A 12,886-nucleotide genomic window follows, 5' to 3' on the forward strand; every position below is an offset into this window, starting at 1 on the left:
GTGCTTCCTGGGAGATCGCGGTCAGAGCGCGGCGAGGCGGCGGCCGAGACGGACGAGGGCGATGTCGGTGCCGCTGCGCGAGACGAGGCAGACGCCGACGGGTGCGGGCCCGAGCTGCGAGCGGACGGTCAGCAGCGGGATGGAGAGGGCGGGGGTGCCGGCGACGGCCGCGGGCGTCGTCATGCGCAGCGTCGCCTGGCGCACCGCATCCACCTTCGCCGGGTCGGATGTGCGCATGGGCGCGGGGCCGGGCACCGTGGGCAGCAGCAGCACGGCGCTCTGCAGCAGCGACTGCACGCGCTCGCGGAGCGGCTCGAGCGCCTGTCGCGCGACGCGCTCCGCGTCGGCCGTGACCTCGCTGGCGATGCGGAACCGCTCGGCGACCGCCGCACCCGTGGATCCCGGATGCGCGCGCAGCCAGTCGCGGTTGTTGCGCCACGCCTCCGCTGCCTGCACGGTGCGGAACGGTTCGAAGTACTCGTCGAGATCGCCGATCGAGACCGTCTGGACCTCCGGCGCGTTCTCGGATGCGGCCAGCCGCTCGACGTACGCGTCGAACGCCGCCCGAGTGTCGGGCTCGACGTGCGTCAGCACCTCCTCGGGAACGGCGAAGCGCCACGGCAGGTCGCCCGCGGATTCGCCGAACACGCTCTCGGTCGACTCGGAGCCGTCGTAGCTCAGGCACCAGTCGACGACGCGTTGGAGGGTGTTGCCGTCGCGCGTGAGCCAACCGATCGTGTCGAAGGACTGCGCGAGGGGCAGCATCCCCTGACGCGGCACGAGGTTGTGGGTCGTTCGCAGCCCCCACAGTCCCTGGTACGACGCGGGAACGCGCACGGACCCCGCGGTGTCGGTGGCGAGTCCCACCTCCGCCTGCCCTGTCGCGACGGCGGATGCGGGCCCGCTCGACGAGCCGCCCGGCAGCGCACCCGGAAGCGCACCGTTGGGCGGGGTGCCGTAGTGCGCGTTGTCCCCCGCGATCGAGTAGGCGAACTCGTCGGTGCGCGCGATGCCCCGCAGCGACGCCCCGCCGCGCAGCAGGTCGGCGACGGCGGGAGCCGTGGTGGACTCCGGCCTCGCCGTTTCGAGGAAGGTCGGGTTGCCCGCACCGATGCGGTAGCCCTTGATGGCGAAGAGGTCTTTGACGGCGACGTTGAGGCCCTCGAGCGGCCCCTCCCACGCCCCCTGCCACAGCGGGTCGCCGACCGTGCGCCAGACCGATCGGTCGAGCGCCTGCGCCTTGCCCGTCACGTGCGCGGCCTCGATGACCCATCCGGTCTCGCCGCGGCGCCACAGCTGGGTCTGCAGCCCCGTGCCACCGCCGGTGAACCGCGACACCGATACGAGCAGGGCGAGATCGTCGGCGAGCGGACGGTACTCGATGCGCTGGATCGTGCGCGGCGCGACTCCGCCGCGCACGCCCCGGAAGGCGCTGATCACGTCGTGGCCGACGAGCAGGCCCGCCGCATCCCCGCGCAGCGTCTCGTCGCCGGGGGCGAACATCTCGTCGAGCACCGCGAGGTCGTTGTCGAGGATGGCACGCTCGTAGCGGTCGAAGGCGGCGCGGAGGTCGGCGGGGATCTCGCTCATGCCCGGCCCTCCGCATCCGTCACGGTCGCCTGCGGCCGCGCGTGCGCAGGAGAATCACGCTCAGCAGGAGAATCCGGCGCGGAATCTCCTGCTGGGGGGAGATCTCCTGCGGAAGCGGCGTGGGATGCCGGGACTCCCGCGAAGTCCGACTCGCGGATGCGGGCGTGCACGCCGCACACGATGTCCACGACCTGCGAGATGTCGAAGTCGGTCGCGGCCGAGAGGTACGCATAGGCGAGGTGCTCTGCCATGCCGTACCGCGCCTGAAGCAGGGTGAGCGCCGCGCGCACGCAACGGCGCATCGCCTCGCCGAGGTCGGGGTCGAGCCCCGTGGGAACGAGGTACTCGTCGGTGCGCACGAGCGGACCGAGGAGCTCGCCGAACTCGGCAAGCGCCACCTGGCGCGGCACGACGTCGAACCGCAGGGTGGCCCGCAGCGACGCCTCGAGCGCGGTGAGCGCGACCTCGCCGTCGCCCTGCGCGAAGTGCGGATCGCCGACGTATGCGAGTGCGCCCGCGACCTGCACCGGCAGGTACAGCACGGCGCCCTCGGTCAGCAGCTTGATGTCGATGTTGCCGCCGTGCGCGCCGGGCGGCACGGAGTGCGGGCGGTCGCCGCCTGCGACGGCCACGCCCATCGTCCCGAGAAACGGCGCCAGCGGGAAGGTCACCGCGGCCGGTCCCCCCTCGACCAGCGGCAACGCGCCCACGAGGGCGCCGTCCTGCTCCACGACGGGGGTGAAGACGCTCACGTTGTGCTCGCCGCGGGGCAGCTCGCCCACGAGCGCACCCTTGCCGTGACGATTGCTGATCACTCCGTAGGGCACGCGGGGCTCGAGTCGCACGACCGTGATCTGCAGCAGGTCGCCGGGCTCTGCGCCGGCGACGTGGATCGGCCCGGTCACCACGTGCGGGCCGTCGGCCATCACGTCGCGCGAGAGGGATGCGGCGATCGCCACCGCGTCGTCGAGCACCTGCTCGGCGGCGACGCCGTGCGCGCCGAAGAACGCGAGGGGGTCCTTGCCCTGGTCCTCGAGGATCCCCTCGTGGCTGACGGTGTCGACCGTGACGGTGGCGCCGGGCTCGATCCGGAGCACGGGCGCGTCGGTGGCGCAGGGCAGCCGGCCCCAGAAGACGTTCTCGACGGCGGCGGGAAGATAGTGCTCGCCCGTGACGTCGCCGACGCCCGGCTGCAGGATGGGTGTGCTCACTGGCGCTCCTCGTCGATTGCCGCGATCAGCTCGCGCCCGGTGCGCGCGAGCAGACCCTCGCCGCGACGGTACACCGGCTCACCGTGCAGCCAGGTCTCGGCGACCACCCCGGTGAGACGCGCACCGTCCCACGGCGACAGCGGATTGCGGTACTCGAGGGCCGCCGCATCCACGGTGAACTCCTCGTCGGGCGCGAAGATCGCCAGATGGGCGGGCTCGCCGACCGCGATCGTGCCGCGGGAGCCGAGTCCGCCGATCCGCGCCGGCCCCGTCGTCATGAGCGGCAGGAACGCTTCGAGCGGGATGCCGCGCTCGCGCGCTCTTGTGTGCACGCTCGACAGCCCCGTCTGCAGGCCCGAGATCCCGCCCCACGCGAGGCCGAAGTCCGGCTCGCCCTTGAGCTCGGGGGTCGCGGGCGAGTGGTCACTGACGATCGCGTCGATCGTGCCGTCGAGCACGCCCTGCCACAGCAGGTCCTGGTTGGCGAGGTCGCGGATCGGCGGGCAGCACTTGAAGGATGCGGCGCCGTCGGGGACTGCCGCCGCATCCAGGGTCAGATAGTGCGGGCACGTCTCGACCGTGATCCGCACGCCCTCGGCCTTGGCGGCTCTCACGTCGTCGAGCGCCGTGCCGTCGGAGACGTGCACGATGTGCACACGCGCACCCGTGCGCCGCGCGGTCTCGATCACGAGCTGGATCGCTGCCCGCTCGCTGGCGGGCGGGCGGGAGGCGAGGAAATCCGCGTAGTGCACACCGAGCGCGCCGTCGGCGTGCAGGTGCGCCGGGTGCTCCGCGTGGACGATGAGCAGTCCGTCGAAGGCGGCGAGCTCGGTGAGCGCCTCGTCGAGCTGCTCGGCGCCGAGGTGTCCGAACTCGTCGATGCCCGAGGGCGAGAGGAAGCACTTGAAGCCGACGACGCCCGCCTCGGCGAGCTCCCGCAGGTGCCCGATGTTCTCGGGCACGGCGCCGCCCCAGTAACCCACATCGACGGCCAGGCGCCCGCTCGCTGCGGCGCGCTTCGCGGCGAGCGCATCGGGCGAGGTGGTGACGGGGATGCTGTTGAGCGGCATGTCGAGCACGGTCGTGACGCCGCCCGCCGCGGCCGCTGCCGTCCCCGTGTCGAAGCCCTCCCAGCTCGCGCGGCCCGGGTCGTTCAGGTGCACGTGCGAGTCGACCAGTCCCGGCAGCAGCACGAGATCCTCCGGCAGAACGCGTTCCGCGTCCGGATCGAAATCTCCGATCCCGCTGATGCGCCCGTCGGCCACGGTCACGGTCGCGGGGCGAAAGGCCCCGTCGAGGAACACACGTCGCGCCGCGATGACGGCGGATGCGGGGGTCTTCATGCCGACAACGCTAAGTGCTCCACATTTCGCAAATGTAACTGTTACCAACATTCCAGGCACCCGCATCCGGCGAGTCACGTCGTGGCAACGCGGGCTGGGTAGGGTGGCGCGCATGCAACTGGACGAGTTCAACGCCCTCGATGCCGCCGAGGTATCCCTGGTCGTGTCGGTGTGGGCGGCGGTGCCCGGCTGGGTCGACGCGATCGTCGCGGCGCGCCCCTACGCCTCGATCGACGCCCTGCGCTCCTACGCGGGCGACCTCGCAGCGGTCTGGTCGCGCGCCGACCTGGATGCGGCCCTCGCCCACCATCCGCGGATCGGCGAGAAGCCGTCGGGAACGGGTGCCGAGGCAGATGCCTCGCGGAAGGAGCAGTCCGCGATGGCGAGTGCGGCGGACGAGGTTGCGGCCGCGATCTCCGCCGGCAACCGGGCGTACGAGGAGCGGTTCGGCCGCGTCTTCCTCATCCGCGCCGCGGGTCGCAGCCCGCAGGAGATGCTCGCCGAGCTGCACCGCAGACTCGATAACGACGACGACACCGAGGCCCGCGAGGCGACCGCTCAGCTCGCCGAGATCGCGCTGCTGCGCCTGGACTCGACGATCGTCGCCGACCGCGTCGAGCCGGAGGAGGCGGAATGAGCCACCTGACCACCCACATCCTTGACGCCACCGCCGGGACGCCGGCGCCGAATGTCGCGGTCACGCTGCACCGGCATCTCGAGGGCGGGGGGATCGAGAGCGTCGACGAGGGGTTCACGGATGCGGACGGCCGGCTCGCGATCGGCCCCGACCTGCTCGAGCCCGGCATGTACGCGCTGACCTTCGCGACGGGGGCGTACTTCGCCGATCGCGGCGTGGAGACCTTCTATCCGCTCGCGACGGTCACCTTCACGGTCGCCGACCGCCCGCACTACCACGTGCCTCTACTGCTGAGCCCGTTCGCGTACTCCACCTACCGCGGGAGCTGACGTACGCGCTCGGGCCGACTCCCGCGGCCCGACTCCCGCCCGCACGCCGCCGATGTTGAGGAGCATGAACTCCAGGCAGTAGGCAGGACGCCCGGCGAGGCAGTTCTCGCAGCGACCGCACGACGCGAGACGGAACGCCGAGCAGGACGCCGGTCGCGATGTCTGAGGCCCCTTCTATTTTTAGAACATGTCTTCGAAGGTTGCGAGTGTCGTCGGTCTCTCCGACGCGGATGCGGCGGCGCTGGCATCCATCGCACACCAGGTGGATACGGCGCAGGCCGAGCTGGCCGCGGCCCAAGCGCGTCTGGTGCGCGCTCTCGCCCGCGCGGAGGAGCTCGCCTGCCGGATGAGCGACGGGCAGAGTCGCTCGGCGCGCGGCGCGGATATGGCCCACCGTGCGATCGCGAGCGAACTGGCGGTTCCGCTACGGATCTCCGACCGCACGATGCAGCGCCGGATGGTCGAGGCCGCGGAGCTCGTGACCAGCTACCCGGCAACCGTCGACGCGTGGGAGGCGGGTCACATCACGCAGGCGCACGTCCGCGTGATCAGCGAGAGCGGCGGAAGTCTTCCCGCGCACACGCGCGCGGAGTTCGAGCAGTACGCGCTCGTGCGGTGCGAGGAAGACACCGCGGGCCGCGTACGCACCAGCGTGCAGATGATCGCGGAGCGGCTGCATCCTCGAACCCTCACCGAGCGCCACCGCGACGCGGCCGAGCGCCGCGCCGTCACCGTGCAGCCGCTCGACGACGGAATGTGCGAACTGACCGCCACGATTCCTCTGCTGCTGGGCGACGCCATCCACGATCGCCTCACTCGCATGGCCACCGTCATCCACGATGCCCGGAGTGCCGCCGCGCAGCGGCTCCGCACGGGCGGCGACCCCACAGACGAGATCGTGGCATCCGACACGCGGACGATGGACCAGGTGCGTGCGGATGTGCTCGCCGACCTCCTCCTGAGCGCGGCCCCGACCGCCGACCCCACCGCGAGCGGCGACCAGCACGGCGCCCTCGGCGCCATCCGCGCGCACGTGCAGGTCGTCGTGCCCGCCCTCACCCTGCTTCACGCATCCGAGCACCCGGCCGACCTCGCCGGACGCGCCCCGATCGATGCTGAGACGGCTCGGCTCTTGGCGGGAATCGCACCGGGATGGGATCGCCTCCTGACCCACCCGGTCTCCGGTCAGGTGCTCGCCACCGACCGCTACCAGCCCACCCCCGACCTCCGACGTCGACTGCGCGCCCGCGACGCGCACTGTCGGTTTCCCGGATGCCGGGTGCCGGCCATCCGCCACGAGCACGATCACACGCACGACCACGCCCTCGGCGGGCGCACGTCGTTGGAGAACCTCGAGGGCCTGTGCCAGCGCCACCACTCCATGAAGCAGTTCACCGGCTGGCGGGTGAAACAGATCCACGCGGGCGTGCTCGCGTGGACCTCACCCCTCGGATACACCTACATCGACGAACCGCCCTCGCCCAGCGTGCACTTCATCCCCGAGTTCGGTCCGCTCGAACCCGATGATCCACCCTCCGGGGCGTCCCCGCCGTTCTGACCCGAGGTTCGGCTGATGCTCGACCGCGCGCCTGCGACCCTTCGGCGCGCGCGGCGTCGAGGAGACGTGTCGCGAGCGGATCGCAGAGATCGGCGGCCAGGAGTCAGGCGGCGAGAGCAGACCCACAGAGCTCAGGATCCGGAGCGCGTCACAGAGGGCGGGCCCGGGAGCACGTCGCAGTGCCGAGCGACTCGCAGAGATCAGCGTCGAGGGCCGATCGCGGAGATCAGCGCCGAGAGCGGGTCGCAGACATCGGGAGGAGCGGGATGGCAAGCCCGAGGAAAGCGACGAGCGGCCACCAACTCGCAGCGGCCAGAGCGAGCGCGGCGCCGAGCACGGCGAGTCCGAGAGCGAGTGACCAGACCACGACACGGAGCCACGCGGGCACGTCGGTCGAGGCGGAGGCCATACCCCGAGCGTACGGCGCACGCGTGCGTCGGTGAAGAGATTCCCCCCGAGGTCCACCGTCGAGCGAGACCGGCTGCTGCGCGCGTCGACCGCAAGGGCCCATACTCGGGACCATGACGCCGACGGAGCAGACGCGCGACATCCGCGTCGTCGCACCCAGCATCGGCCTCGCGCTCCTGCAGCTCGTCGTCACCGGCCTCGTCCTGCTGTTCGCGTTCTGGGATGCGTTCTCCCAGATCGCCTGCGCGGAGTGCTTCCCGGCGGCGCAGACCGCGCGCTGGGTGCTCACGGGAGCCTTGGTCGTCGGATGGGTGATCACGTTCGCCGGGATCGTGACGGGCTACATCCGGCAACGAGCACGGTCGTGGGCTCCGCTCGTGGGCAGCGCCGTCATCCTCGGCGGCTATCTCCTGTTCCGCAGCATCATCTACGCAGCCTGATCATGCGTGGCGCTCTGACCACACGCCGCGTTCTGATCACACGCCGCGTGACGCGGACTCAGGCGTGGAAGACCGAGTGCAGGTCGTCGTGTCCGGCGACCGAGCGGCCGCCCAGCGCGTCGAGCTCCATCAGCACCGCCACACCCGCCACCGAGCATCCGATCCGCTCGACGAGGTCGCGCGCTGCAGCGATCGTGCCGCCGGTCGCGAGAACGTCGTCCAGGAGCAGCACGCGCGTGCCCGGCGCGATGTCGTCGTGCATCTCGATCGTCGCCGTGCCGTACTCGAGCGCGTAGTCGACGGATGCGGCCGGCCGCGGCAGCTTGCCCGCCTTGCGGATCGGAACCAGACCGACCCCCGCGGCGATCGCGGCGGCACCGGCGAGCAGGAAGCCACGCGCTTCGATACCGGCGACCACGTCGTACGTTCCGGCGAACGGCTCGAGCATCGCGTCGATTACGACGCGAAGGCCCTCACCGTCGGCGAGCAGCGGGGCGATGTCGCGGAAGAGCACGCCGGGCTCCGGATAGTCGGGGATGACGGCGATGAGCTTTTCGGCGCGCTCGAGCGCGGCGGAATTCGAGGGGGTCACCCGTCGATGGTAGTAGCCGCACCGTGGACGCCGCCCGCCACCGGGGCCGGAGAACACGAAGCGCCCCCCGAAAAACCGGGCTTCGAATCGATACGATCCCACCCGCTACCATCGGATGTATGACCTCGACGCACGATGCCTCGACCTTGATCGCCGCGCCCGGATCCGAGTGGTGGCGCACCGCCGTGATCTACCAGATCTATCCGCGCTCGTTCGCGGACGCCAACGGTGACGGCATCGGCGACCTCCCCGGCATCACGGCGCGTCTCGACTCGCTCGCCGAGCTGGGCATCGATGCGATCTGGCTGAGCCCCTTCATGGTCTCGCCCCAGAAGGATGCCGGCTACGACGTCGCCGACTACTGCGACGTCGACCCGCTGTTCGGCACGCTCGACGACTTCGACGCGATGCTGGCTAAGGCGCACGGCCTCGGCATCCGCGTGATCGTCGACCTCGTGCCCAACCACTCCTCCGACCAGCACGTGTGGTTCCAGCAGGCCCTCGCCGCCGCTCCCGGCAGCCCCGAGCGCGCGCGGTACATCTTCCGCGACGGCAAGGGCGAGAACGGCGAGCTGCCGCCCAACAACTGGGAGTCGGTGTTCGGCGGCGGGATGTGGGAGCGCGTCGTCGAGGCCGACGGCACGCCCGGCCAGTGGTACCTGCACATCTTCGACGTGAGCCAGGCCGACTTCGACTGGACCAACCCCGAGGTGCAGGAGTACTTCCGCGGCGTGCTGCGGTTCTGGCTCGACCGCGGCGTCGACGGGTTCCGAGTCGACGTCGCCCACGGCATGATCAAGAAGGAGGGCCTGCCGGACTACACGCCTCCCGCCGACGGCGACTCGATGGGCGGCGACGACGACGATGTCCCGTACTGGGGCCAGCCCGGCGTCCACGAGATCTACCGCGACTGGCACAAGGTGCTCGCCGAGTACGACGGCGACCGCGCACTGTGCGCCGAGGCGTGGCTGCCGACGCCCGACAAGACCGCGCTGTGGGTGCGCCCCGACGAGATGCACCAGGCGTTCAACTTCCCGTACCTGACGACCGCGTGGGATGCGGACGCCCTCCGCACGGTCATCAGCGACTCGCTGCGCGCCTTCCCCGCGGTCGGCGCCCCGGCCACCTGGGTGCTCTCCAACCACGACGTGATCCGTCACGCTTCGCGTCTCGCTCTGACGGCCGAGAGCCCGCAGGGCGAGGGCATCGGGCCGCTGTCGGAGGCTCAGCCGATCCCCGAGCTCGGCCTGCGCCGCGCCCGCGCGGCCACCGCGGTGATGCTCGCGCTGCCCGGCTCCGCCTACATCTACCAGGGCGAGGAGCTCGGGCTGCCCGAGGTCATCGACATCCCCGACGACGCGCGCCAGGATCCGACGTGGTTCCGCACCAACCACGAGAAGTACGGCCGCGACGGCTGCCGCGTGCCGATCCCCTGGGAGGCCGCATCCCCCGCATACGGGTTCAACGGCACCGGAGCGTCATGGCTGCCCCAGCCCGCCGAGTGGGCGCAGCACGCCCGCGACGTGGAGCAGCGCGACCCCGACTCGACGCTGGCGCTCTACACGCACTTGCTCCAGGAGCGGAAGGCGCACGGCCTCGGGGCCGCCGCCTTCACGTGGCTCGACGGCTACCCGGAGACGACCCTCGCCTTCCGCAGCGGCGACGTCACAGTGATCGCCAACCTCGGCACCGCCGCGATCGATCTTCCCGCCGGCGACGTGCTCGTCTCGAGCGAACCGCTCCACGGACGGGTGCTTCCCGCTGACACGGCCGTCTGGCTCGCCGACGCCTGATCGTCGATCACGAACACGCCGGCGCACCCTCCCGGGTCGCCGGCGTGCTCGTGTGGGCGGGGGATCCGATCGCTCAGGGCTCCCGAGTAGGGTCGGGACATGGCTCTCGACCTCGAAGCGCTGTACACCGACCTGCACCGACACCCCGAACTGTCGTTCCAGGAGACGCGCACCGCGGGCGTGATCGCCCGCACGCTGGAGACGCTCGGGATCCCCTTCACCGAGGGCGTCGGACGCACCGGCGTCGTGGCGACGCTCGCCAACGGCGACGGGCCGGTCGTCTGGTTGCGCGCTGATATGGACGGCCTGCCCGTCGCCGAACGCACCGGCCTCGCGTACGCGAGCACGGCGCGCGGCGTCGACCCGCAGGGCGCGGACGTGCCGGTCATGCACGCGTGCGGCCACGACATGCACGTCACCGCCCTCCTCGGTGCGCTCGAACGGCTCGTGACGACCGCATCCGAATGGTCGGGAACGGTCATCGCCGTCTTCCAACCGGCCGAGGAGTTCGGCGCCGGTTCGAAGGCGATGATCGCCGACGGCGTGCTGGATCGCTTCCCGCGCCCCGACATCGTGCTCGGCCAGCACGTGACGCCGCTCCCGGCGGGAACGATCGGTGTGCGGCCGGGGACCCAGATGGCGGCGTCGGACGGCCTGACCGTCACCCTCCACGGACGCGGCGGGCACGGTTCTCGGCCGCACGCCACGATCGACCCGATCGTCATGGCCGCCGCCACCATCATGCGTCTGCAGACGGTCGCCTCGCGCGAGGTCGACCCGCGCGAGGTCGCCGTGGTGACGGTGGGATCGATCCACGCCGGACTCAAGCACAACATCATCCCCGCCGAGGCGACGCTGCAGCTGAGCCTCCGCTACGCGGACGACGGGATGCGGGAACGCGTGCTCGAACGGGTCGAGCGGATCGTCCGCGCCGAAGCCGACGCCTCCGGCGCAGAGGTGGCGCCCACGATCGTCAACGACCACACGCTGCCGCCGACGATCAACGATGCCGACGCGACCGCGCGGCTGGCGGCGGCCTTCCGTCGCGCCTACGGCGACGCGGCGGTCGTCGACCCGGGCATGTTTACCGGCAGCGAGGACGTCTCGTGGTTCGCGCGCGAGGCCGGCGTGCCGCTCGTGTTCTGGTTCTGGGGCGGCGTCGATCCGGAGCTGTTCGCCCGCGCGAGCGCCGAGGGCACGATCGACCGCGACGTGCCGACGAACCACTCGCCCTTCTTCGCTCCCGTGCTGCATCCGACGATCGAACGCGGCGTCGAGAACCTCGTCATCGCCGCGCGCGAGTGGCTCGACTGACGGATTCGCAGCCTCGCGCGGGGGTCAGGCGGTGCCGAGCTTGCCGTCGAGGGTCTGGGTGACTCGGTCGTAGATCTCCTTGAGCGTCTTGGCGAGGTCGGTGTAGGTCGCCGCGGACGTGATCAGATCCTTGATGAACTTGGCCAGCAGCGCAGACCACTTGGCCGTCTTCGTCGCCGCTTGCCCGGCGATGACAGGCGCCAGCGTCCCGAGCGAGGCCGCACCCAGAATCAGGCTCTGGGCGATGAAACCGACGACGTCGCTGATCACGTCGCGCACCATGTCGTGCACGGCCTTCACGATCGTCGAGAGCAGTTCGACCGCGACGCCCACGCCCTGTGCCGCTGCCGACGCCGTGTGCAGCGTGCTGGCCATCGTGGCGAGGAACTTGCCGTAGACATCCATCGCGAAGCCCTGCAAGCCCTGCAGATCGCCGATGCTCGCGTCGAGCTCGTTCGCTGCACCGTTGACCGCGGTCGACACGTTGCCCCATGTCTGGGCGTAGCTGCTGACCATCCGGTGATCACCGGTGAGCTGGTCGAGCCAGTCCTTCAGCGGCCAGAGATGCTCCAGCATCCACCCGACGCCGAGGGAGATCAGCCAAGAGATCGGATTGAGCACGGCGTCCACGGCGGTTGCACCTATCGACCCGAGTGAGAGGCCGAGCTGCACCCAATCTCCGCTCTGGAAACTGCTGGCGAGGTTATATCCGTCCTCGAACGGACCCACGCCATCCATCCACCCCGGCGCCTCGGGGGCGACGACCAGGGAGTTCATGTTCGACGCCACCGTGCTGGTGAGCAGGCCGCCGTAGCCCACCGGAGTCATACCTCGACCACCCCGTCGAGACGCGCCTCCATGATGCGGATGGAGTCGATGTTCTCGCGCTCGCACGTCGCGAAGTCTCGCGAAATCGCGCGAACGATGTCGGCCGATCGGCGTAGGAGTGCGCGGGTTGCGACGAGCGAAGCGCCCGCACCCGCACCCATGGCATTGGTCGGCATCGCCGCCATCGCGCACATGACGCCGTACGCGTCGCCACCGAGCGTCATGTAGGTGATGGCACCGATCGGGTCGTCCAGCGAATCGGCGATGCGGTCGATCTTCTGCGCGTGGGCTTCCAGCTGGTCGCAGTCGATGGCGATCTCGTAGCTCATTGGATCTCCCCTTCGTCGGGGCGATTGATTCGCGGTGCGTTAGCTTCGACACCTTCGCGCAGGTGCGCAACGGTGGGCGACTGCGGACCGAGCGTCGCTTCAGCGAGGTCGACACTCGCCGTGCTCGTTCGCCGGTATCCCTCGGCGACCGCATCGAGCACGAGCGTCGAGAGTTGACGCGGCGTGAGATCGAACGCGGAGTCGTCGAACCGCAGGTCGGTCAACCGACCACTGACATCGACGGTGATCGACACCTCGCCCCTCGGCGAGCTCACCTCAGCGCTGAGCTCCGAGATCTGAGCAGCGAGAAGCTGCATCTGATCGGCATGAGCGGCCGCCTGCGCCACTTGCTCATCGATGCGCTGCAGTGCCTCGCGCATCTCCTCTGCTGCCGCCTGGTCCATCTGTCCCCCTTCTCCGACAGCGCCGATCGTACCGAGAGCATGTTCTTCCTGGGTTCCTCTTGTGCATAACCCTCGGTTCCAGCAATGGAGCTCGAGGCACAATGTGACCG

The 12,886-nt window shown here is 70.6% G+C and carries 14 protein-coding genes; 6 read left to right on the forward strand and 8 right to left on the reverse strand.

Annotated elements, in window-relative coordinates; genetic code table 11:
- Positions 1-21: 21 nt before the first annotated feature.
- Genes KYX17_RS28040 through allB form a run of 3 tightly spaced genes read right to left on the reverse strand, consistent with a single transcriptional unit; the run spans position 22 to position 4,144 of the window.
- Positions 22-1,590, reverse strand: a complete 1,569-nt coding sequence (locus KYX17_RS28040) for an AtzH-like domain-containing protein (protein WP_243232268.1) — start codon at positions 1,588-1,590, stop codon at positions 22-24.
- Positions 1,587-2,801: an acetamidase/formamidase family protein gene (locus KYX17_RS28045; protein WP_243232270.1), complete on the reverse strand. Its 1,215-nt coding sequence runs from the start codon at positions 2,799-2,801 to the stop codon at positions 1,587-1,589. Before KYX17_RS28045 ends, KYX17_RS28040 begins: the two co-directional genes overlap by 4 nt.
- Positions 2,798-4,144: an allantoinase AllB gene (gene allB / locus KYX17_RS28050; RefSeq protein ID WP_243232272.1), complete on the reverse strand. Its 1,347-nt coding sequence runs from the start codon at positions 4,142-4,144 to the stop codon at positions 2,798-2,800. The genes KYX17_RS28045 and allB overlap by 4 nt, the downstream gene beginning before the upstream one ends.
- A gap of 112 nt (positions 4,145-4,256) precedes the next feature.
- On the opposite strand from allB, the gene uraD reads away from it, so the two are divergent.
- The 3 genes from uraD to KYX17_RS28065 all read left to right on the forward strand — a co-directional run bounded on the left by uraD (position 4,257) and on the right by KYX17_RS28065 (position 6,668).
- On the forward strand, positions 4,257-4,781 hold the full coding sequence (gene uraD, locus KYX17_RS28055; RefSeq protein ID WP_243232274.1) for a 2-oxo-4-hydroxy-4-carboxy-5-ureidoimidazoline decarboxylase: 525 nt from the start codon (positions 4,257-4,259) through the stop codon (positions 4,779-4,781).
- Positions 4,778-5,110, forward strand: a complete 333-nt coding sequence (gene uraH / locus KYX17_RS28060; protein WP_243232280.1) for a hydroxyisourate hydrolase — start codon at positions 4,778-4,780, stop codon at positions 5,108-5,110. The genes uraD and uraH overlap by 4 nt, the downstream gene beginning before the upstream one ends.
- 187 nt (positions 5,111-5,297) lie before the next feature.
- Complete coding sequence (locus tag KYX17_RS28065) at positions 5,298-6,668, forward strand: HNH endonuclease signature motif containing protein (RefSeq protein ID WP_243232281.1); 1,371 nt, start codon at positions 5,298-5,300, stop codon at positions 6,666-6,668.
- Positions 6,669-6,894: 226 nt separating this feature from the next.
- Here KYX17_RS28065 and KYX17_RS28070 read toward each other — a convergent pair whose 3' ends face one another.
- Entirely contained in the window at positions 6,895-7,077 is a 183-nt protein-coding gene (locus KYX17_RS28070; RefSeq protein WP_243232282.1) for a hypothetical protein, read from the reverse strand.
- A 112-nt stretch (positions 7,078-7,189) separates the two neighbouring features.
- Here KYX17_RS28070 and KYX17_RS28075 point away from each other — a divergent pair, with 112 nt between their 5' ends.
- Complete coding sequence (locus KYX17_RS28075; protein ID WP_243232284.1) at positions 7,190-7,516, forward strand: hypothetical protein; 327 nt, start codon at positions 7,190-7,192, stop codon at positions 7,514-7,516.
- Between the two features lie 58 nt (positions 7,517-7,574).
- Here the strand turns inward: KYX17_RS28075 and KYX17_RS28080 are convergent, their stop codons facing one another.
- Complete coding sequence (locus KYX17_RS28080; RefSeq protein WP_137418411.1) at positions 7,575-8,108, reverse strand: adenine phosphoribosyltransferase; 534 nt, start codon at positions 8,106-8,108, stop codon at positions 7,575-7,577.
- Positions 8,109-8,227: 119 nt separating this feature from the next.
- On the opposite strand from KYX17_RS28080, the gene KYX17_RS28085 reads away from it, so the two are divergent.
- A complete protein-coding gene (locus tag KYX17_RS28085; protein ID WP_243232286.1) occupies positions 8,228-9,901 on the forward strand; it encodes a glycoside hydrolase family 13 protein in 1,674 nt (557 codons plus the stop codon).
- Positions 9,902-10,000: 99 nt separating this feature from the next.
- Positions 10,001-11,215 (forward strand): amidohydrolase, encoded by a 1,215-nt coding sequence (locus KYX17_RS28090; RefSeq protein ID WP_243232289.1) that lies wholly within the window; start codon positions 10,001-10,003, stop codon positions 11,213-11,215.
- A gap of 24 nt (positions 11,216-11,239) precedes the next feature.
- Here the strand turns inward: KYX17_RS28090 and KYX17_RS28095 are convergent, their stop codons facing one another.
- The 3 genes from KYX17_RS28095 to KYX17_RS28105 are packed head-to-tail and all read right to left on the reverse strand — an operon-like array spanning position 11,240 to position 12,776.
- On the reverse strand, positions 11,240-12,043 hold the full coding sequence (locus tag KYX17_RS28095) for a hypothetical protein (RefSeq protein WP_243232292.1): 804 nt from the start codon (positions 12,041-12,043) through the stop codon (positions 11,240-11,242).
- The gene (locus KYX17_RS28100) at positions 12,040-12,372 is read right to left on the reverse strand and encodes a hypothetical protein (RefSeq protein WP_243232293.1); all 333 of its coding nucleotides are present in this window, start codon (positions 12,370-12,372) and stop codon (positions 12,040-12,042) included. The genes KYX17_RS28095 and KYX17_RS28100 overlap by 4 nt, the downstream gene beginning before the upstream one ends.
- The gene (locus KYX17_RS28105; protein ID WP_243232295.1) at positions 12,369-12,776 is read right to left on the reverse strand and encodes a YbaB/EbfC family nucleoid-associated protein; all 408 of its coding nucleotides are present in this window, start codon (positions 12,774-12,776) and stop codon (positions 12,369-12,371) included. Before KYX17_RS28105 ends, KYX17_RS28100 begins: the two co-directional genes overlap by 4 nt.
- Positions 12,777-12,886: the final 110 nt, after the last annotated feature.

It is taken from the genome of Microbacterium sp. CIAB417 (genome assembly GCF_022788845.1).